This is a genomic window from Burkholderia sp. WP9 (assembly GCF_900104795.1).
GTDB lineage: Bacteria > Pseudomonadota > Gammaproteobacteria > Burkholderiales > Burkholderiaceae > Paraburkholderia.
Genome location: NZ_FNTG01000001.1, coordinates 1,441,935 through 1,461,920, shown reverse-complemented (window position 1 = coordinate 1,461,920; position 19,986 = coordinate 1,441,935). Strand labels below are relative to the sequence as shown.

14 protein-coding genes and 1 pseudogene are annotated in these 19,986 nt (G+C 62.8%); 9 read left to right on the top strand and 6 right to left on the bottom strand.

Annotated features, from left to right (window positions below):
• Positions 1 to 73: 73 nt before the first annotated feature.
• The gene (locus BLW71_RS06560) at positions 74 to 1,285 is read right to left on the bottom strand and encodes an acyltransferase family protein (RefSeq protein WP_091794262.1); all 1,212 of its coding nucleotides are present in this window, start codon (positions 1,283 to 1,285) and stop codon (positions 74 to 76) included.
• Positions 1,286 to 1,528: 243 nt separating this feature from the next.
• Here BLW71_RS06560 and BLW71_RS41560 point away from each other — a divergent pair, with 243 nt between their 5' ends.
• Both BLW71_RS41560 and galU read left to right on the top strand, forming a co-directional pair.
• Positions 1,529 to 1,672 carry a hypothetical protein gene (locus BLW71_RS41560; RefSeq protein ID WP_007181947.1) on the top strand — a complete coding sequence of 48 codons (144 nt, stop codon included), beginning with the start codon at positions 1,529 to 1,531 and terminating at the stop codon, positions 1,670 to 1,672.
• Between the two features lie 300 nt (positions 1,673 to 1,972).
• Complete coding sequence (gene galU, locus BLW71_RS06555; RefSeq protein WP_091794260.1) at positions 1,973 to 2,890, top strand: UTP--glucose-1-phosphate uridylyltransferase GalU; 918 nt, start codon at positions 1,973 to 1,975, stop codon at positions 2,888 to 2,890.
• Positions 2,891 to 3,103: 213 nt separating this feature from the next.
• On the opposite strand, the gene BLW71_RS06550 is transcribed toward galU, so the two are convergent.
• The 3 genes and pseudogenes from BLW71_RS06550 to BLW71_RS06540 form a co-directional block, all read right to left on the bottom strand.
• Positions 3,104 to 5,278: a malate synthase G gene (locus tag BLW71_RS06550; RefSeq protein ID WP_091794258.1), complete on the bottom strand. Its 2,175-nt coding sequence runs from the start codon at positions 5,276 to 5,278 to the stop codon at positions 3,104 to 3,106.
• A 107-nt stretch (positions 5,279 to 5,385) separates the two neighbouring features.
• On the bottom strand, positions 5,386 to 5,790 hold the full coding sequence (locus BLW71_RS06545) for a heme-binding protein (RefSeq protein ID WP_091794256.1): 405 nt from the start codon (positions 5,788 to 5,790) through the stop codon (positions 5,386 to 5,388).
• A 19-nt stretch (positions 5,791 to 5,809) separates the two neighbouring features.
• A pseudogene (locus BLW71_RS06540) lies at positions 5,810 to 6,650 on the bottom strand (heterodisulfide reductase-related iron-sulfur binding cluster); the annotation flags it as partial.
• Positions 6,651 to 6,758: 108 nt separating this feature from the next.
• Between BLW71_RS06540 and BLW71_RS06535 the strand changes: the two are divergent.
• Positions 6,759 to 7,634: an MOSC domain-containing protein gene (locus BLW71_RS06535; protein WP_091794254.1), complete on the top strand. Its 876-nt coding sequence runs from the start codon at positions 6,759 to 6,761 to the stop codon at positions 7,632 to 7,634.
• A 121-nt stretch (positions 7,635 to 7,755) separates the two neighbouring features.
• Here BLW71_RS06535 and BLW71_RS06530 read toward each other — a convergent pair whose 3' ends face one another.
• Positions 7,756 to 8,136: a response regulator gene (locus tag BLW71_RS06530; protein ID WP_091794252.1), complete on the bottom strand. Its 381-nt coding sequence runs from the start codon at positions 8,134 to 8,136 to the stop codon at positions 7,756 to 7,758.
• Between the two features lie 255 nt (positions 8,137 to 8,391).
• Positions 8,392 to 9,207, bottom strand: coding sequence for a uroporphyrinogen-III C-methyltransferase (gene cobA, locus BLW71_RS06525; protein ID WP_091794250.1), 816 nt, complete (start codon positions 9,205 to 9,207; stop codon positions 8,392 to 8,394).
• A gap of 687 nt (positions 9,208 to 9,894) precedes the next feature.
• On the opposite strand from cobA, the gene nirB reads away from it, so the two are divergent.
• The 6 genes from nirB to BLW71_RS06490 all read left to right on the top strand — a co-directional run bounded on the left by nirB (position 9,895) and on the right by BLW71_RS06490 (position 19,960).
• Positions 9,895 to 12,471: a nitrite reductase large subunit NirB gene (nirB, locus tag BLW71_RS06515; protein ID WP_091794246.1), complete on the top strand. Its 2,577-nt coding sequence runs from the start codon at positions 9,895 to 9,897 to the stop codon at positions 12,469 to 12,471.
• Complete coding sequence (nirD, locus tag BLW71_RS06510) at positions 12,468 to 12,821, top strand: nitrite reductase small subunit NirD (RefSeq protein ID WP_091794244.1); 354 nt, start codon at positions 12,468 to 12,470, stop codon at positions 12,819 to 12,821. Before nirB ends, nirD begins: the two co-directional genes overlap by 4 nt.
• A gap of 42 nt (positions 12,822 to 12,863) precedes the next feature.
• Complete coding sequence (locus BLW71_RS06505) at positions 12,864 to 17,069, top strand: bifunctional nitrate reductase/sulfite reductase flavoprotein subunit alpha (protein WP_091794242.1); 4,206 nt, start codon at positions 12,864 to 12,866, stop codon at positions 17,067 to 17,069.
• Positions 17,070 to 17,269: 200 nt separating this feature from the next.
• On the top strand, positions 17,270 to 18,637 hold the full coding sequence (locus BLW71_RS06500; RefSeq protein WP_091794240.1) for an MFS transporter: 1,368 nt from the start codon (positions 17,270 to 17,272) through the stop codon (positions 18,635 to 18,637).
• Positions 18,638 to 18,736: 99 nt separating this feature from the next.
• Positions 18,737 to 19,411, top strand: a complete 675-nt coding sequence (locus BLW71_RS06495) for a type IV pili methyl-accepting chemotaxis transducer N-terminal domain-containing protein (RefSeq protein ID WP_091794238.1) — start codon at positions 18,737 to 18,739, stop codon at positions 19,409 to 19,411.
• A 60-nt stretch (positions 19,412 to 19,471) separates the two neighbouring features.
• The gene (locus BLW71_RS06490) at positions 19,472 to 19,960 is read left to right on the top strand and encodes an MgtC/SapB family protein (protein ID WP_091794235.1); all 489 of its coding nucleotides are present in this window, start codon (positions 19,472 to 19,474) and stop codon (positions 19,958 to 19,960) included.
• Positions 19,961 to 19,986 lie beyond the last annotated feature (26 nt).

Genomic DNA, 19,986 nt, shown 5'->3' with positions numbered 1-19,986 from the left:
CCGTTTGCGCAGCGGAGCGAAAGTCCAAGGACGTTCGCTCCGTTTTTTTATCGCGCGGGCTGGTTGCTCTCGTTCAGCCCTGTTTTCGCGCCGCTTTCGGCTTGAAACTGGCCGACCACTTCATGGCCGGCAGCTCGACCAGCCGGTAGAACATGTATGCGGCGGGCACAGCCACCAGCATGTAGGCGAACGACGGCCAGATCGACATTTGCAGCGACGAGCGGAACAGCAGCGACGACAGCAGTACGAAGATCGGCAGATGGATCAGATACAGCGAGAAGCTGAAATCGCCGAACCGCGATAGCAGGCGCACGCCGGCTCCGGGGCTGCGGTCCGCGTTGCCGCGGTCGAGCGCCTTGTACAGGTAGAACGCGAAGCCGATCGCCCACAACTGGAATGCACCGTACTGACCGAAATGGAACGCCGCGCAACCGAGCGCGACGAAACCGGCGGCGAGCGCGTAGAGCCACACCGGCGAGCGGGCGTGCGGCGCGCTGCACGCGCGGGTGTCGGCGATCCACGCGCCGAGCGTCCATGAAAACCAATAGGACGTGAAGAACTGAATGTCGTGACGCTCCAGCATGTAGGCGGACACCACGTTGATCACCGCGACGATCGCCAGCACGGAGGTCATGCCGATGCGCCGGCGCAGCGCGAACAGCAGCGGATAGATCGCGTAGAACTGCACTTCGAGCGATAGCGTCCAGAGCGCGCCGTTCGAGCCGAATGTGTGACCGGCCACGCCCTGCAGCGAGAACAGGTTGACGAGGAAGGCCTGCAGGCCGATCTCGCGGATCTTGTGATTGACGGGCGGCAATTGCAGGCTGAACCAGTCGAGCGCGAAGGTCAGCACGAGCGCCGCGAGCAGCACGGGATAAATGCGCGCAAAGCGGCGCACCCAGAAATTGCCCGTATCGAGCCGGTAGTCGGGATTGCCGGCGAGCCGCAGCGCGCCGCCGCGGTGAATGCAATAGCCGCTGATCACGAAGAAAATCGGCACCCCCGCCGAGCCCCACGCGATCGGGAAGGTCAGATACGCGGCGATCGCATTCAGGCTGAAGGCGTGGCCCACGCTCTGGTGAAACGCCTGCATGCCCACCCATTCGACCTGGCGGCAATGAAAATAGGCCACCAGCAAGGCGGCGAAGCCCCGCATGGCGTCGATGACATGCTCCTTGCCCGCGCTGTTCGCGCGTGCTTCGCTGTGGGCGCGCGACGCGGCGGTCGTGCGGGGCGGGGAGAGGGGCAGGGATGAGCCGGCGGCATCCAGTGCAGAGTCGCTCATGCGCGGTCCTTATTCTGACGGAGGAAAAAGCGGGTTCGCGCGGACGCCGTACGCGTCCACGGTGCATGACATGCTAGTGCACGGCGCAGGCAAAAAATCGATAAAAAAATTGCGCGCTGAATTGAATTAGACGGCAATTTTGTGACGAATTGTAATTGCATATATCCGGATGTAGCGGCGAATTATTTACCGCTTTTGTCGTGCTAATTTGAGTGACGGATTCTCTTGACCCGAGGTGAAGTCATGAACCTGCATTTACTCGCCGGCATTGCCGTGCTGCTGATCCTTGTCGCCGCCTCCGCCTATCGGGAGGCGCTGCGCAACGAACCGATCCGCCGTTTTCGCATGAATCCGGGCAAGCTGCCCCAGCTCGACGACAACGAATAACGCGGCTCGCGAGACGTCTGGCGGGCGCGATCGGCCCGTATGCCGGCGCGCCTCGTGCATCCGTAGGCCAGTTGTCAGGATATGTAGAAATTTCTGAATCTGCGAAAAATAAATCCATTTTCGATATGTAATTGTTGCTTATCGCCATGTTGCATATCGAAATTGAATGGTTTTATTTATTCTGATTGAGGAAATTTCACGTGGGCACTGACGTCATTTTTTGCTAGCCTTTCCGGCGAAATCGATTGGCCGCCTGGCCCGCGAACACACTAATTTCTAACCGATGTGGGAATGCCTACCATGCTGAAAGTCACCAAAGCCGTGTTTCCCGTAGCGGGCCTCGGGACACGATTCCTGCCGGCTACCAAGGCAAGTCCTAAGGAAATGCTGCCGATCGTCGACAAGCCGCTGATTCAATACGCGGTCGAAGAAGCGATTGCCGCCGGCATCACCGAGATGATCTTCGTGACGGGCCGCAGCAAGCGCGCTATCGAAGATCATTTCGACAAGTCCTACGAGATCGAGGCAGAACTCGAGGCGCGTAACAAGCAGAAACTGCTCGACCTGGTGCGCAGCATCAAGCCGGCTAATGTCGACTGTTTCTATGTGCGTCAGGCCGAAGCGCTCGGTCTTGGCCACGCGGTGCTGTGCGCCGAAAAACTGGTGGGCGACAGCCCGTTCGCGGTGATTCTGGCCGACGACCTGCTGCACAGCTCGAAGCCGGTGATGAGCCAGCTGGTCGATACCTTCAATCACTACCACAGCTCGGTGATCGGCGTCGAAACCATCGCGCGTGAAGACAGCCGCTCGTACGGCGTGGTGGATGGCCGCGAGTGGGAAGACAACGTGATCAAGCTGTCGGGCATCGTCGAGAAGCCGGCGCCGGACAAGGCGCCGTCGAATCTCGGCGTGGTGGGCCGTTATGTGCTGATGCCCACCATCTTCAAACATATTCGCGCGTTGAAGCCGGGTGCGGGCGGTGAGCTGCAATTGACCGATGCAGTGCAATCGCTGCTGACCGAAGAGCAGGTGCTGGCTTATCGCTATTTCGGCACGCGTTTTGATTGCGGCAGCAAGCTTGGGTATCTGAAAGCGACGGTGGAATTCGCGCTGCGTCATCCGGAAGTGAAGGCGGAATTCGAGGCTTATTTGCAGGCGTATATGCAGACCAATATGCAGGACGGCGTGCCGGCGCAATATACGGCGGAAGCGGCTTGATCCACTTTGAAGGCCGCCGTGGCTAGCGCAGGCGGCTGATGCGCGCCGCGCTCGTTCGAGAGCGCCATGTGCTCGCGAAACTCCCGCGAAACTCATCACGCAGAAGCAACGCGCAGCAGTATCGCGCACATTAAAACGGGCGCCGCTAACCACGCGGCGCCCGTCTTTCTTTCAGCCGGCCCACGCTTCACGCGCGGCCCGGCAAGCCAGTCCTCAGGCTTCTTTCTTCACTTCCAGCCGGAACTTGTGCAGCAACGGTTCCGTGTAGCCGCTCGGCTGCTGGCGTCCTTCGAACACCAGCGCTTGCGCGGCCTTGAAAGCGATCGTGTCGAAGCCCGGCGCCATCGGCTTGTAGTGCGGGTCGCCCGCGTTCTGCTCGTCGACCACTTTCGCCATGCGCTTGAACGTCTCCTCAACCAGCTCGCGTTTCACCACGCCGTGATACAGCCAGTTGGCGATATGCTGGCTGGAAATACGCAGCGTGGCACGGTCTTCCATCAGGCCGACGTTGTGAATGTCCGGCACCTTCGAGCAGCCCACGCCCTGATCGATCCAGCGCACCACGTAGCCGAGAATGCCCTGTGCGTTGTTGTCGATCTCGCTGCGGATTTCCTCGTCGCTCCACTTTGCCTCGGCCACGACTGGAATCGTCAGCAAGCCGTCGAGCAGTTCGTCGCGCACCTTCGCGTAATCCGTGCGTTCCAGTTCCTGCTGCACCGCCTGCACGTCGATCTGGTGGTAATGCAACGCGTGCAGTGTCGCGGCGGTCGGCGAGGGCACCCATGCGGTGTTCGCGCCGGCCTTCGGATGCGCAATTTTCTGTTCGAGCATGGCGTGCATCAGATCAGGCATCGCCCACATGCCCTTGCCGATCTGCGAGCGGCCGCGCAGGCCCGCGCTCAAACCGACTAGCACGTTGCTGCGCTCGTAAGCGGCAATCCAGGCGCTCGACTTCATGTCGCCCTTGCGCAGCATCGGACCGGCTTCCATGGCCGTGTGCATCTCGTCGCCGGTACGGTCGAGGAAACCCGTGTTGATGAACGCGACACGCTCCGACGCTTCGGCGATACAGGCGAGCAGGTTCACGCTGGTGCGGCGCTCCTCGTCCATGATGCCCATCTTGATCGTATTGCGCGGCAGCTTCAGCAGGTCTTCCACGCGCGCGAACAACTCGCTCGCGAAGGCGACTTCGGCCGGGCCGTGCATCTTCGGCTTGACGATATAGATCGAGCCGGTGCGCGAATTCAGCTTGTGCTTGCGGTCGTGCAACGCGCACAGTGAGGTGATCACGGCGTCGAGAATGCCTTCCGGAATCTCGTGGCCGTCTTTCGTCAGCACCGCCAGATTGGTCATCAAATGACCGACGTTGCGGATGAACAGCAGCGAGCGGCCATGCAGCACGACCGGCGCCGTGCCATTCGCGGCGGTGTAGACGCGGTCGGCGTTCAGCCGGCGCGTGAAGGTCTTGCCGTTTTTCGTGACCTCTTCGGCGAGATCGCCGTTCATCAGGCCGAGCCAGTTGCGGTAGAGCTGGACCTTGTCGTCCGCATCCACGGCCGCGACCGAGTCTTCACAGTCGATGATCGTGCTCACCGCCGCTTCGACCACCACGTCTTTCACATGCGCCGAATCGGTCTTGCCGATCGAGTCGTTCGCATCGATCTGGATTTCGAAGTGCAGGCCGTTGTGCTTGAGCAGCACCGCGGACGGCGCGCTTTCTTCACCTTGATAGCCGATGAATTGCGCCGGCGTCTTCAGCTCACTCTTGCCGTTCTTCAGCGTGACGATCAGCTTGCCGCCTTCCACGCCATAGTGGGTCGCGTCGGCATGCGAGCCGTTCGCGAGCGGTGCGGCCTGATCGAGAAACTTGCGCGCATAGGCGATCACCGCGGCGCCGCGCACCGGGTTGAAGGCCTTCTGCTTGTCGGCGCCGTTGCTCTCGGGGATCGCGTCGGTGCCGTACAGCGCGTCGTACAGGCTGCCCCAGCGCGCGTTCGCCGCGTTCAGCGCATAGCGCTGGTTCGACAGCGGCACCACCAGTTGCGGGCCGGCCTGTTCGGCGATTTCGGTGTCCACGTGGTCGGTCGTGGCTTTGACGCTGGCAGGCACGGGCACGATATAGCCAATGCCCTCCAGAAACGCGCGGTACGCACGCAGATCGCGCACCGGACCCGGATTGGCGCGATGCCAGTTGTCCAGCTCGATTTGCAGGCGGTCGCGCTCGGCGAGCAACGCACGGTTCTTGGGCGCCAGCTCATGCACGAGGGCGTCGAAGCCCGACCAGAATTCAGCGCTGTCGATTCCGGTGCCGGGCAGGGCTTCGGTTTCGACGAACTGGTCGAGGTTGGCGGCGACTTGCAGTCCGCCGCGCGGGTTCATCTGAGTCATCGACTGCTCCATCTATCTGAATGGGGCCGATGAGGGGGCATCGGCCCGCGTTGTGCAACGGTTTAGCTTCTTTTGATGATCGCCGCCGCTTCGAGCGGCACGCGAATTTAAGCGGCGATAGCCTGAATCCCGGCCTTGGCGATCTGCGCGTCCTGATCCGACTTGACGCCGGACACGCCGACCGCGCCGACCACCTGGCCGTCGACGATCACCGGCACGCCGCCTTCCAGCGTGCCTTGCAGCGGCGCGCTCAGGAATGCGGTGCGGCCGTTGTTGATCATGTCTTCATATACCTTGGTTTCACGCCGTCCGATCGCCGAAGTGCGGGCCTTTTCGGTCGCGATATACGAGCTGGCCGGCGCGCTGCCGTCGAGGCGCAGCATTCCGAGCGGATGGCCGCCGTCGTCGACCACCACGATGGCGACGGCCCACTTGTTCTGCTCGGCTTCCGCGCGGGCGGCTTCGAGAATGCGGGTCGTTTCGGCAAGGGTCAGCACAGGTTTGCTCAGCATAATGAATTTCCTGGTTCGTTTATGGTAAGGATGCTTCTACAAGTTCTATCCAGTGGCGCACCGGAGTGCGCCCGGCGCCGTCCAGATGCATCTGGCAGCCTATATTGGCCGTGACGATCATCTCCGGCTTGCCGCTTTCCAGCGCGTCGAGCCGGTTTTTGCCTAACCTTTGCGCAAGCTCGGGCTGGGTAATCGAATATGTGCCTGTCGAGCCGCAACACAGATAGGCGTCGGGCACGGCGGTGAGATCGAAGCCGAGTTGTTGCAGGATCGACTCGACCGCGCCGCCCGGCTTCTGCGCATGCTGCAACGTGCAGGGGCAGTGAAACGCGTTTCTTTGCTGAGTCTGCCCTGGCAAGCTTGCTTGCAGCTGACCGAGCGGCCGCGTTGGTGTTCGGTGACAGCGCGGGTTGCACGCAGCCCTCCAGCATCAGCATTGTGCGCGGATGCGGCGGCGCCGGCCTTGGGTTTGTCCCAGCATTTGGCCGAACGCTTTGCCTCGCGATTTTACGTCCAAGCGCGGCCGGAAGAAACGGCCGCATCGCGCGGCCGGTCTTCAGCAGCGCGCCGAATACCGCCGAATGCGGGATCGCGCGGCGCAAACCCTCGCGCAGCAAGCGTTCCGACAAGGGCCGCTCGATGCGCCGCTCCAACTCGGCACGGCCGATATCGAGCAGCGCGTGATAGGTGACGCCGGACGGGCAGGTGGTTTCACAATTGCGGCAGCTCAGGCACCGGTCGAGGTGCAATTGGGTTTTCTGCGTGACAGGATCTTCCTCCAGCATCTGCTCGATCAGATAGATGCGCCCGCGCGGGCCGTCGAGTTCGTTGCCGAGCAGTTGATAGATCGAACAGGAAGAGCAGCGGCTCGTGCGGGCGACATTACGGCTGGAAGGATGGGAGTAGAGGGCTTTACAATCGCGACTTAAACACAACAATTCGCACGCTCCCCACGTGCCCCCCACTCCATGGCGACCATCAGCGAGCTTTTTGTCTATCCGATCAAATCCTGCGCGGGCATTGCGTTGCATGAGGCGCGTCTGTTCGCCACCGGCCTCGAATACGACCGCTGCTGGATGGTCACCGACCCGGCCGGCGCCATGCTCACGCAGCGCGCGTATCCGCGCATGGCGCTGATTCAGGTCGAAATCGGCGCCGAAGATCTCGTGATTCGCGCGCCGGGCATGAGCGAATTGCGCACGCCGCTGGACAGCGCGCGGCTCGAAGCGCCGAGCGCGGTGCAAACGCAGGTCTGGCGCGATGCAGCTTATGGACTCGACACCGGCGCGGCAAGCGCGGCATGGTTCTCGGCGGTTCTCGGCGTGCCCGCGCGCCTGCTGCGCTTCGATCCCGAGCGGGAGCGCATTGTCGATCCGGACTATACGGATAGCGTGGGCGGCGCGACCACGCATTTCGCCGATGGTTTTCCGCTGCTGGTGATCGGTCAGGCGTCGCTCGACGATCTGAACACGCGCCTGAGCGGCAAGGGCGCACCAGCGATTCCGATCAACCGGTTCCGCCCCAATGTCGTGCTGACGGGGCTCGACGCGTACGAAGAGGATTACGTGGAGACGCTGAGCATCGACGGGGAGGCGGGTGAGAACGTGCAATTGCAACTGGTGAAGCCGTGCTCGCGCTGTCCGATGCCCACCATCGACCAGGCCAAAGGCGCGCCCGATCCGGACTGGCCGAACGAGCCGACCGACACGATGAGTGTCTATCGCGCGAATCCGCAGCGAAACGGGGCGATCACGTTCGGCAACAACGCGCTTGTCGCACGCGGGGCTGGGCAGTGGCTGCGCGTGGGGCAGTCGGTGGAGGCGGAACTGGGTTTCGGCGACTGACGGCGGTGGGCGGCCAGTACGTCGGCCAGGTCGGCAACATCGGCAAACGCGGGAAGAGGCCGGTCAAAATGTCCAGCGCAACGTTGCCGGCGCAACGAGGCGCAAGCCGCCGGTCTCGGTCTTAATGGCGGATCCGCCCGTTCAACGCGGCAAGAATGACCGGCATGGGCACCGGTTTGACGAAGTGATGATTGAAGCCCGAACGCAGCGACTCGCTCTTTTCCTCGTCGCGCTCGAGCCCGGTAACCGCCACCAGCATGGGCGCGGGCACGTCGCCCACGTAGCGGATTCGCCGCGCGACCGCGCGCCCGTCCAGGCGCGGCATTTCGACGTCCAGCAACGCGGCCTCCGGATGCCAGGCGCAGTATTGCGCCAGCGCGTCGAGGCCGTTGCGCGCGGTCCTGATCTCGAAACCATGTGCGCTGAAAAAGAGTACGTAAGCGGCCAGCAGATTTGCGTCGTCGTCTGCGATCAGAAGGCGTGTGGCTCGTTGATGGCCCATCCGATTTTCCCCAGTGTGTGTTCTGTGTGTCCGTCTATTCCTTTCCGTCCATTCTTGTTAGTGAGCAATTTGAAGTCCTGAGAGAATTCATCTTCAGGAGAGTCTGTTTTCAGGCCGCATAGAGACAGTTTTCACAGAACCGCGTTTTATAGCGAAGGTCGCCCGGCGCGAATCTACAACCTGCGCAGCCATATTGCCGTACTGAGCATTCTTTCCGACCGCAGTTATTTCGGTAATGTCTGCGCCTGAGCGCTTTTACGCCGCCTGTGCAACGAACTCTCGCCCGATCAGCTTGTCGATCTGCATGGCCACTGTTTCATCGCGCCGTGCCTGGTCCGCAGCCCGCGCGCACTCGACGCTCTCGCCGATCGCGCTGCCCACCAGAATCACCGCCGGACTACCGAAACTCGCGCTCGTCGCATCGACGGAGATGCGATCGAGACGGCTCAAGAGGCGCCGCTCGTTGCTGCCCCCCGCCCACTGAACGACGGCTGCCGGGGTGTCGGCCGGCAGGCTCGCGAGCAACGCGGTCGCGATGCTCTCGATGCGCCGCATCCCCATATAGATTGCCAACGTGGTGTGGGTCGCCGCCAATGCGGCCCAGTCGGGCTCGCCGTGATCCTCCGTATGTGCGGTGACAAAAGTAACGCCGTGGCAGTGGCGGCGATGCGTGAGCGAAATGCCCAGTCCCGCGGCGGCCGCGAATCCCGACGAAATGCCGTTGACGATCTCGACCGAAATGTCGGCGTCGCGCAGTGCCGCGAGTTCTTCACCGGCCCGGCCGAATAGCAGCGCTTCGCCGCCCTTGACCCGCACCACATGCAAGCCCTTGAGCGCGTAGCGCCGCATCAGGCGTTCGATAAACGCTTGCGGCGTGGAGCGGCAGCCGCCGCGCTTGCCGACGCGAATCACCCGCGCCTGCGGCGCCAGCGTCACGATCTCCGGATTCGCGAGGTCGTCCAGCAACACGACGTCGGCCGCCGCCAACGCTTTTGCGGCTTTCAGCGTGAGCAGATCGAGGTCGCCCGGGCCTGCGCTCAATAAGGTGACCTTGCCGGTGTTCGTGTTCATCGCGGTGTCCTTCGCTTGTGGGTCGGCTAACGGCAGTTGAATTGCCGGAGCCAAATAAAAAACGGCGTCCGCTCGTGTTGGTCACGAGGGGACGCCGTTGTCCGTTTGCTGCCTGGTGTATCGGTATTCGACTTCGAGTGGGACGAATCACAGCGTTGTGCCCGTCCGGTATTCGTTCGTACTGCAGGTCATGGTGGCTGCGTTGCCACGTCGACCTGTTCACTCTTACGCAAAGATCACGCCATACGTCGCGACGGTGCGTTCAATGCCTTGCCGTGTCTCGCCTTCCCCCCAAAAAAACCGACGGTGACGCACCGCATGCGTGCCCCGATTGCGCACGTAGACAGTGCTGCGTCGCACCATGCGTGTGCTTCGCTGCATCGAAACGTGTCGCGCGCCGGGTTCGCCGCACGCGCGTGCCATTTGCCTCGAAGCCCCGAGCCACGGCGTCTTTCAGGCGGTTCGGTGCAATTGGCACAGGCCTTGCATCAAGGCTTGCCATCGGATCAACGTGGATCCGTTGCGAGTGCAACACAAAGTACTCGCCGCAGCACAGGTCAGGACAACGGCGTCCCCCGAACTCAGTCATCGACTGGGTTCGCGGGACGCCGTTTTTATTTCCGGAATCGCTTTCGCCACCTGCCGCCCGACGGCGCTCGCAACCAGCACATTGAGGAAACCGCGGTCATGAAAATCATCGTTATCGGTCACGGGATGGTCGGCCACAAACTGGTCGAGTGCCTTGCACAAGACGCCGCGCATGGCCTCGACATCACGGTGCTGAGCGAAGAATCGCGGCCGGCCTACGACCGCGTGCACATGTCCGAGTTCTTCTCGGGCAAGTCGGCGGACGACCTGTCGCTGGTCGAGCCGGGTTTCTTCGAGCGGCAAAACGTGTTGCTCAAGTTAAACGCAAAGGCCGTGGCGATCGATCGTGACGCGCGCACCGTGAAGGTATCGACGGGCGAAACGCTGCCTTATGACAAGCTCGTGTTCGCCACCGGTTCCTATCCGTTCGTGCCGCCCGTGCAGGGCCGTGAACGCGCGGATTGCTTCGTGTACCGAACTATCGACGACCTCGAAGCGATGCGCGAATGCGGTGCGCGCTCGAAGACGGGCACGGTGGTCGGCGGCGGACTGCTCGGTCTCGAATGCGCAAAGGCGCTGCGCGACATGGGCCTGCAAACGCACGTGGTCGAATTCGCGCCGCGTCTGATGGCCGTGCAGGTGGACGACGGCGGCGGCCGCGTGCTGCGCACCAAGATCGAGGAACTGGGCGTGACGGTGCACACGCAAAAGAACACCACGGCGATCGTGGACGGCGAGGCCGGCACGCACCGCATGCAATTCGCGGACGGCAGCCACCTCGACACCGACATGATCGTGTTCTCGGCGGGCATTCGTCCGCGTGACGATCTGGCGCGCGAGAGCGGTCTGACACTCGGCCCGCGCGGCGGTATCGTGATCGATGACGCCTGCCGCACGAGCGATCCGCACATCTATGCGATCGGCGAATGCGCGCTATGGAACGGCCAGTTGTTCGGCCTCGTGGCGCCGGGTTATGAAATGGCCCGCGCGGTGGCGAAGCAATTGCACGGTGGCACGGCCGAATTCGTCGGCGCCGACATGAGCACCAAGCTCAAGCTGATGGGCGTGGACGTAGCGAGCATCGGCGACGCGCACGGCAATACGCCGGGCAGCCGCGCCTACCAGTTCAGCGACGAACGCAAGCAGGTCTACAAGAAGCTGGTGGTGTCGGAGTGCGGCAAATACCTGCTGGGCGGCGTGATGGTGGGCGACGCCGGCGAATACGGCACGCTGCTGCAGATGATGTTGAACCGCATCGAGCTGCCGGCGTCGCCCGAATTCCTGATCCTGCCGCAGGCGGACGGCAACGCGAAGCCCGCGCTCGGCGTGGAGGCGTTGCCCGCGGGCGCGCAGATCTGCTCGTGCAACAACGTCTCGAAGGGCGAGCTATGCGCCGCGGTCTGCGCGGGCGCGACGGACATCGGCGCACTCAAATGCGCCACCAGCGCCGGCACTTCGTGCGGTGGCTGCGTGCCGCTCGTCACGCAGGTGATGAAAGCCGAGATGAAGAAGCAGGGTCTCGCGGTCAACAATCACGTCTGCGAACACTTTCCGTATTCGCGCCAGGAGCTGTATCACATCGTGCGGGTGGAAGGCGTGCGCAGCTTCGGCGAACTGCTCGCGAAGCACGGTCATGGTCTAGGCTGCGATATCTGCAAGCCAGTGGTGGCGAGCGTTCTCGCGTCGTGCTGGAACGAGTTCGTGCTGAAGAAGGAGCACGCGTCGTTGCAGGACACCAACGACTACTACCTCGCCAACATTCAACGCGACGGCACCTATTCGGTCGTGCCGCGCATGGCCGGCGGTGAAGTGACCCCCGACGGTTTGATCGCGGTCGGGCAGGTGGCGAAGAAATACGGCCTCTATACGAAGATCACCGGCGGTCAGCGCGTCGATCTGTTCGGCGCGCGCGTCGAACAATTGCCGCTCATCTGGGAAGAGCTGATCGCCGCCGGTTTCGAATCGGGCCACGCCTACGGCAAGTCGCTGCGCACCGTGAAGTCGTGCGTCGGCTCGACGTGGTGCCGTTATGGCGTAGGCGATTCGGTGGGCCTCGCGGTCGAGATCGAGAACCGCTACAAGGGCCTGCGCACGCCGCACAAGATCAAGTTCGGCGTGTCGGGCTGCACGCGCGAGTGCGCGGAAGCACAGGGCAAGGATGTCGGCATCATCGCGACCGAGAAGGGCTGGAATCTCTACGTGTGCGGCAACGGCGGCATGAAACCGCGCCATGCCGAGCTGCTCGCTTCGGACCTCGATAAAGAAACGCTGGTGCGCTACATCGACCGCTTCCTGATGTTTTACGTGCGCACCGCCGATCGTCTGCAACGCACCAGCGTGTGGCGCGACAACCTCGAAGGCGGCCTTGAGTATCTGATCGACGTAGTTGTCAACGATCGCCTCGGCGTGGCGGACGAACTCGAGTCGGAGATGCAGCACGTGGTCGACACCTACGAGTGCGAATGGAAGAAGGCTGTCACCGATCCCGAAACGCGCAAGCGCTTCCGTCATTTCGTCAACAGCGGCGAATCCGACAGCAACGTCGCTTTCGTCGAGGAACGCGGCCAGATCCGGCCGGCCACGCCCGCGGAGCGCCACGCGAAGCTCGCCGCGATTCCCGTCGTCGTCGAAACCGTCCGATTGATTTGCACCCTTCACCGAGGACTTCCGTCATGAACAACGATCGCCTGCCACGCGCCTGGACACCGGTTTGCCCGCTCGACGACATCGTGCCCAACACGGGCGTTTGCGCGCTTGTCAACGGCGAGCAGGTCGCGGTTTTTCACGTTGACAACGGTGACGCCGACGCCACCGTGTTCGCCATCGACAACTTCGACCCCGGCTCGCAGGCGGCGGTGCTGTCGCGCGGGCTGATCGGCAGCCTCGGCGAGCGCATCGTGGTCGCTTCGCCGATCTACAAGCATCACTTCGACCTGCGGACCGGCGAGTGCCTGGAAACACCGGCGTATTCCGTCGGCGCGTTCGCCGCGCGAGTCGAAAACGGCCAGGTGTGGGTCGCCGTTTGAGCCACGGATTGTCTGCAACCTTTTCGAGTGATCTTGCCCGCCATGTCCTCCACTAACGTGAAAACCGTGTGCCCTTACTGTGGCGTTGGCTGCGGCATGGTGCTGCATGTCGAGGACGGGCAGGTCGTGAAGATCTCCGGCGACAAGGAGCATCCGGCCAACTTCGGCCGGCTGTGCACGAAGGGGCAATCGGCGCACGTTGCGTTGCGCAAGTCCGGGCGTCTTGAAGATGCGTTCGTGCGCCATGCGCGTGGCCAGGACCCGGCGCCGCTGCCCATGGCGCAGGCGATCAGCACCACAGCGGGGCGTTTGCGCGGCCTGCTCGACGAACATGGACCGGATGCGCTGTCGTTTTACGTGTCCGGTCAGATGTCGATCGAGGCGCAGTACCTCGTCAACAAGCTCGCCAAAGGCTTCGTCGGCACCAACAACATCGAATCGAATTCGCGCCTGTGCATGGCGAGCGCGGGCAGCGGCTACAAACTGTCGCTCGGTGCGGACGGCCCGCCGGGATCGTACGAAGACATCGATCATGCCGACCTGTTCTTCGTGATCGGCGCGAATATGGCCGACTGTCACCCGATTCTGTTCCTGCGCATGCTGGATCGCGTGAAGGCCGGCGCCAAACTGATCGTCGTCGATCCGCGCCGCAACACGACGGCGGAGAAGGCCGATCTTTTTATGCAGATCAAGCCGGGCACCGATCTGGCGTTGCTCAACGGCTTGCTGCATCTGCTGCACGAAAACGGCCATACGGATGCCGCTTTCATCGCCGACGCTACCGAGGGGTGGGACGCGATGCCTGCGTTTCTCGCCGACTACACGCCGGAGAAGGTCGCGCAGATCACCGGCATCGCACTCGACGATCTGCGTGCGGCCGCGCAGATGATCGGCACCGCGAGCGAGTGGATCAGCTGCTGGACCATGGGCCTGAATCAGAGTACGCACGGCACGTGGCACACCAACGCGATCTGCAATCTGCATCTGGCAACGGGCAAGATTTGCCGCCGCGGCAGCGGACCGTTTTCGTTGACTGGCCAGCCCAATGCGATGGGCGGCCGCGAAATGGGCTACATGGGACCGGGATTGCCGGGCCAGCGTTCGGTGCTAGTCGAAGAAGACCGCGCGTTTATCGAAGACCTGTGGCGCATTCGGAAGGGCACGCTCAAACCGGAAGTGGGCAACGGCACGATCGACATGTTCACACGCATGGCGGCGGGCGAGATCAAGGCGTGCTGGATCATCTGCACGAACCCGGTGGCGAGCGTGGCGAATCGTCAGAACGCGATCGACGGCTTGCGCGCGGCGCAACTCGTGATCGCGCAAGACGCTTTCCTCGACACGGAGACCAACCGATACGCCGACGTGCTATTGCCCGGGGCGCTGTGGGCCGAAGCCGAAGGCGTGATGATCAACTCCGAGCGCAACGTCACGCTGATGCAAAAAGGGATTGAGCCGCCGGGCGCTGCGCTGCCGGACTGGCAGATCATCGCGCGCATTGCCTGCGAAATGGGTTACGCGGAGGCTTTCACTTACGCGAGCGCCGAGGAAGTTTTCGCGGAAATCACCCGCGCGTCGAATCCCAAAACCGGCTATGACCTGCGCGGCGCGAGCCATCGTCGTCTGAAAGAAACGCCGTTGCAATGGCCGCTTGCATCGGACGATTGCGCCGAGCGCAATCCGGTTCGCTACCTCAACAACGGAGTGAGCCAGACACTCAAGGAACTGCCGGACGGCAGCCGTCCGCGGCTCGTCTTTCCGACCGCGAGCGGCAAGGCAATGTTTTTCGCGCGTGCTTACGCGGCGCCGGCCGAATTGCCGGATCGTGAGTTTCCGATCGTGCTGAATACCGGCCGCTTGCAGCATCAATGGCACACGATGACCAAGACCGGCAAGGTCGCGATGCTCAACAAGCTGAACCCCGGTCCGTTTGTCGAGATTCATCCGGAAGATGCCGCCACGCTCGGCATCAAGGCAAAAGACCCGGTGGAGATTCGCTCGCGCCGCGGCCGCGCGGTGTTGCCGGCTGTCGTGACCGAGCGCGTGAGCGCGGGCAACTGCTTTGCGCCGATGCACTGGAACGATGTATTCGGCGACGACCTGTGCATCAACGCCGTAACGAGCGATGCGATCGACCCGGTCTCGCAGCAGCCCGAACTCAAGTTTTGTGCGGTCGCGTTGAGTCCCGTTGTGGCCGACAGCACGGAGCCGCTTCTGAATGACGACGATACGGTGCTCGCCGAGGCATCCGTTGCCGTAGCCGTGAGCGCGGCGCAGGAGAACACCGTATCGGCAAGCGCCGAGGATCTGGATATGCCCCGTATCAATGCACTCACCGGCCTGTTGCAGTTGCCGCCGACGCTCGCACCTTCGTTCAACGATCAGCAGCGGGTCTATCTGGCCGGCTTCGTTGGCGGCCTGCGTTCAGCGGAAGCGCAGGGCGTCGACAGCGTGCCGGTTCTGCCCGGCAACGCTCCGTTCGATACCACTAGCCGCCTGTATGTGGACGGCTTGCTAGCCGGTCTTTATAGCCGCAGTGCGACGATTGCCGCCGCTCCGCTTGCGGCCTCGCATGCGCAGGCATCGCAAGCATCGCAAGTATCGGGCGTGCGCATTGTGCGCGCGCGTCCCAAGGTCACCTTGCTGTGGGCCTCGCAAACCGGCAACACCGAGTCGCTGACCGAAGGCTATGCGACTCGTTTGATGGAGTCGGGCTTCGAAATCCGCACGTCGTGTATGGCGGACTATCCGGCCTCAATGCTTGCCAAGGCGCAATACGTGCTGCTGATGACAAGCACTTTCGGCGACGGCGATCCGCCCGACAACGCGCAAAGTTTCTGGACGCAATTGAACGGCGAGGGCGCGCCTCGGCTCGACGGCGTGCGCTTCGCGGTGCTCGCGCTCGGTGACCGCAACTACGACCAGTTTTGCGGACATGGCCGTCGGCTCGACCAGCGGCTCGCCGAGCAAGGCGCGCTGCGGCTGATGGACCGCGTCGATTGCGACAGCGAGTATCAGGAGAGCGCGGATGCGTGGCTCGATCGCATCATCGTGCGCATCAAGGAAGAGGACGCCGCGCTGTACGCGGTGCCGCCCGGCGGCATGGTCAACGCGGTGGTGCCGGGCACGGTGCCGAGCAAGACGCGGCCCGCCGCATCGCGGCTCGTGAGCAATCTGCGCCTGAACAAGCAGGGCGCGGCGAAAGACACGCGTTACTTCTCGCTGCACACGGGCGACTCGGGACTCGAATACGAAGCAGGAGATGCGCTTGGCGTGTGGCCAAGCAACTGTCCCGAACTGGTCGACGAATTGATCGGGCTGAGCGGTTTGAGCGCGGATGCCGCCGTGAATGTGGCGGGCGCGGGCGAAATGCGTCTCGCCGATGCACTCGCCAGGCACTACGAGATCGCGCGACCGAATTCGGATCTGCTCGCGTTTGTCGCCGCACGCAGCAATAACGGCGCGCTACGCGATCTGCTGGCGCCCGAGCGCAAGGCCGACCTCAAACAGTGGTTGTGGGGCCAGCAGATCGCCGACGTGCTGCACGAATTTCCGGTGCGCCTCACGGCAACCGAATTGACCGGCATGCTCAAGCGTCTGCAACCGCGTCTTTACTCGATCGCCTCGAGCCCGAAGGCCCATGCCGGCGAAGTTCATCTGACGGTTGCCGCCGTGCGCTACAGCAACGGGCGCCGTCATCGCAAAGGCGTGTCGTCTACTTTTCTCGCGGATCGCGCGGGCGATGTCAACGTTCCCGTGTTCGTGCAGAAGTCCGCACACTTTCGTCCTCCTCATGGTTCGGAAACTCCGATGATCATGGTCGGGCCCGGTACTGGCGTTGCACCGTTTCGCGGCTTCTTGCACGAGCGGCGTGCACGTGGCGACACGGGACGCAACTGGCTGTTCTTTGGCGAGCAGCATGCCGCCTCCGATTTCTACTACCGCGACGAACTTGAATCGATGCGCGACAGCGGCGTGCTGACCCGTCTCGACGTCGCGTTCTCGCGCGATCAGGCGGACAAGGTCTACGTGCAGGACCGCATGCGCGAGCAGGGTGCGCAATTGTGGGCATGGCTCGAAGACGGTGCGCATTTCTACGTGTGCGGCGACGCGAACCGGATGGCGAAAGACGTCGATGCGGCGCTCAAGGAAGTGGTCGCCCGGCACGGCGGCATGAGCGATGAGAAAGCGCTCGACTACGTGAGCCGCCTCGCGCAGGAAAAACGCTACGCACGCGACGTTTATTGATAGCCGCACGCTTTTCAGAGCGACGAGTGCGTTCACCGTTTCAAGGTTTCAACGAGTACGCAGTGAAGCTTCAAAAGACGGAGCCGGATGGCATGGAGGTTGCATGTTCATGCCGGTTTTCAACATCGTGATCATTCCGGTGCGTAGCGCGTGGCGCAATCTGCCGGATAGTCGAAAAATCAGTTTTGTGAGGATGTCTGATGAAAAACGTGATGAGCTCCCTAAAGAGTGGGGACTGGCGCGCGCTGGTGGCGTGTTTCCTCTATTTCGACACCGGCTTTACCGTCTGGGTCCTGTATGGACCGCTCGCGCCGTTCATCAGCAAGAGCATAGCGATGACGCCCGCGCAACAGGGACTGCTGGTCGCGGTGCCGGTGCTGTCGGCCGCGATTCTACGGGTTACGCTGGGTAATCTGTATCAATCCGCTCACGGCAAGCGCATTGCATTGATGGGCGTGCTGTTGTCGGCGGTGCCGACCATCGTATTGCCGTTGATGCCTTCCGTGCCGTCATACACGGTCCTGCTGGTGCTCGGCGTGTTCCTCGGCGTCGGCGGCGCAAGTTTCGCTGTGGCGCTGCCGATGGCCGGCAGCAACTATCCGCCGAAGGTGCAAGGTCTCGTGCTCGGCCTCGCCGCGGCCGGCAATATCGGCGCGGTGCTCGACGGCTTCCTGTTCCCGCAGCTGGCCACGCATTACGGCTGGCAGATGGCCGCCGGCGGCGCACTTCCGTTGCTCGCGATCGCGGCGATCACGCTCTATTTCTGGGCCAATGATTCGGGCGTGAAATCGGGTAGCGTGCTGCGCGCATTCGGCAGCTTCGCGGTGACGCTCGCCGGATTGATCGTGCTGGTGCTGCTGGTCGAAGCCGGCATGTTCGGCTCCGGCAAGACCGGTGTGCTGCTGTTGCCGGTGATCGGCGCATTGCTGGCCATCGCGGTGCTGCCCAAGCGCTATCGCGCGGTGCTGGCCGAGCGTGACACGTGGGCGATCATGCTGGTGTACAGCATTACGTTCGGCGGTTTCGTCGGCATGTCCTCATATGTTTCGCTGCTGTTGACCAACCTCTATCAGCTCTCGAAGATCGACGCGGGTCTCTTCATGGCATTGCTCGCCGCGACCGGCGCAATGGTGCGACCGCTCGGCGGCCTGATCGCCGACAAGGTGTCCGGCGTGCGCGCGCTGACCTTCCTGCTCGCTATCATCTCGTTGTGCGACTTCGTGTTCGCCGCTGCCATGCCTTCGATGGCGGGCGGCATCACACTGCTGTTGTGCCTGTATGTGGCCTTTGGCCTCGGCAACGGTGCGACCTTCCAGCTGGTGCCGCATCGCTGGGCCGGCCGTACGGGTCTGATGTCGGGCATTGTCGGCGCGGCAGGCGGCATCGGCGGATTCTATCTGCCGGTCGTCATGGGTATCGCCAAGGAAAGCACGGGCAGCTATCAGATGGGCTTTGCGACGTTCGGCGCGCTGGCGGCATGCGCGTTCCTTGCGATCGTCGCGCTGCGCCGTCCGTGGATGGCGTGGTCGATGCACTCCGGTGTGATGCACGCGCACGCAACGGAGTAACCGGGTCATGCGCTCAACCCGGCCTGCGCATCGACGCACAGGCCGGGGGCCGGGGACCGTGTCGCGCGACGGGGCCGATCACAATCATAAGAAGTTGACATGAGCATCACGACAGAACGGGTTCACGCACACACGTCCGACACGGACGTCTCCAGCGAGGTGTTGAGCTCGTTGATCAATCTTGCGGGACGTCAACGGATGCTCTCGCAGCGCATCGTGTTGAAAGCGATGCTGGCGTTCCAGCAGTTCGACGGCGCGCTGGCGATCGCGCGCGACACGTTAAACACCTTTGCCGACAGTCATACGGTGCTGACGCAAGGCCGCGATGGCTTGCCCGGCCTGTTTTCTCCGGCGCTGCGCGAAGCGTTTCACGGCAGCGGGAAAGTGGCCGCGAAGATCGCGGACTTTATCGCGCTGGCTTCGGCTGCGTTAGAGGCGATCGGGCGCGCGTCACCGCGCGCTGACGATGCGCTGAAGGCGTTGGTCGACTCCGTGGATCCGTTGCTGACACAACTGCACGGTGTCACCGCCGTCTACGAGCAGGAAAGCCGGCGCATAGCGCGCTTGCAGAAGAAGGAGCAGCAGCAACTGATCGAGCGGATCAAGGGGATCGCGAAAGAAGCGCACATCGTGTCGTTCAACGGACAGATCGTGGCGAGCCGTGCACAAGTGACCGGCCGCGAGTTCGCCGTGGTGGCCGGCGTAATGACGACGATCACAAAAGAGCTGGAAGCCGTGGTGAACGCATTCGTGAAGAAGACGTCGACGGGGTGAGGTACGCAAAGCGGCGGTATTGCCGTATGCTTGGCGTTTTCTTTGCGTCAGGTAAATGTAATGAGTAACGGGTGGCACGTGGTGTGGGCGACCGCCCAGGCAGAATTTTCCGATCTCGGCAGCGTGGCCGACGTCACCCAGGTGCTGATGCGCCTCGGGCTCGCATTGATACTCGGCGGCATATTGGGTTTCGAGCGTGAGTTGTCGCGGCGCGATGCCGGCATGCGTACGCATATGATGGTGGCGGTGGGCGCGGCCTTGTTCGTGGTCGTGCCGTTGCAGGCCGGATTTTCGCAGGACAACATGAGCCGGGTGTTGCAAGGACTCGTGTCGGGTATCGGCTTTCTGGGCGCGGGCGCCATCATCAAGCTCAGCGCCGAGCGCGAAGTGCGCGGCCTGACGACGGCGGCGAGCCTGTGGCTGAGCGCGGGTGTTGGCGTGGCGTCTGGGCTCGGGCGCGAAGCCACGGCGATTCTCAGCGTGGCCATCGCGCTCGCCATTCTGTCGAGTGCGCGGCTGTTCAAGGGCCGCGAGCAGGAGGAGAAGTAGATCTGAGAGGGGGGGGCGATCCTACG

Bases quoted from the DNA above. Each gene is read 5' to 3' on its own strand.
- BLW71_RS06500 (WP_091794240.1), top strand. From the start codon at position 17,270: ATGAAAAACGTGATGAGCTCCCTAAAGAGTGGGGACTGGCGCGCGCTG.
- BLW71_RS06535 (WP_091794254.1), top strand. From the start codon at position 6,759: ATGGCGACCATCAGCGAGCTTTTTGTCTATCCGATCAAATCCTGCGCG.
- cobA (WP_091794250.1), bottom strand. From the start codon at position 9,207: ATGAACACGAACACCGGCAAGGTCACCTTATTGAGCGCAGGCCCGGGC.
- BLW71_RS06490 (WP_091794235.1), top strand. From the start codon at position 19,472: ATGAGTAACGGGTGGCACGTGGTGTGGGCGACCGCCCAGGCAGAATTT.
- BLW71_RS06495 (WP_091794238.1), top strand. From the start codon at position 18,737: ATGAGCATCACGACAGAACGGGTTCACGCACACACGTCCGACACGGAC.
- BLW71_RS06560 (WP_091794262.1), bottom strand. From the start codon at position 1,285: ATGAGCGACTCTGCACTGGATGCCGCCGGCTCATCCCTGCCCCTCTCC.
- galU (WP_091794260.1), top strand. From the start codon at position 1,973: ATGCTGAAAGTCACCAAAGCCGTGTTTCCCGTAGCGGGCCTCGGGACA.
- nirB (WP_091794246.1), top strand. From the start codon at position 9,895: ATGAAAATCATCGTTATCGGTCACGGGATGGTCGGCCACAAACTGGTC.
- nirD (WP_091794244.1), top strand. From the start codon at position 12,468: ATGAACAACGATCGCCTGCCACGCGCCTGGACACCGGTTTGCCCGCTC.
- BLW71_RS06550 (WP_091794258.1), bottom strand. From the start codon at position 5,278: ATGACTCAGATGAACCCGCGCGGCGGACTGCAAGTCGCCGCCAACCTC.
- BLW71_RS06530 (WP_091794252.1), bottom strand. From the start codon at position 8,136: ATGGGCCATCAACGAGCCACACGCCTTCTGATCGCAGACGACGACGCA.
- BLW71_RS06505 (WP_091794242.1), top strand. From the start codon at position 12,864: ATGTCCTCCACTAACGTGAAAACCGTGTGCCCTTACTGTGGCGTTGGC.
- BLW71_RS41560 (WP_007181947.1), top strand. From the start codon at position 1,529: ATGAACCTGCATTTACTCGCCGGCATTGCCGTGCTGCTGATCCTTGTC.
- BLW71_RS06545 (WP_091794256.1), bottom strand. From the start codon at position 5,790: ATGCTGAGCAAACCTGTGCTGACCCTTGCCGAAACGACCCGCATTCTC.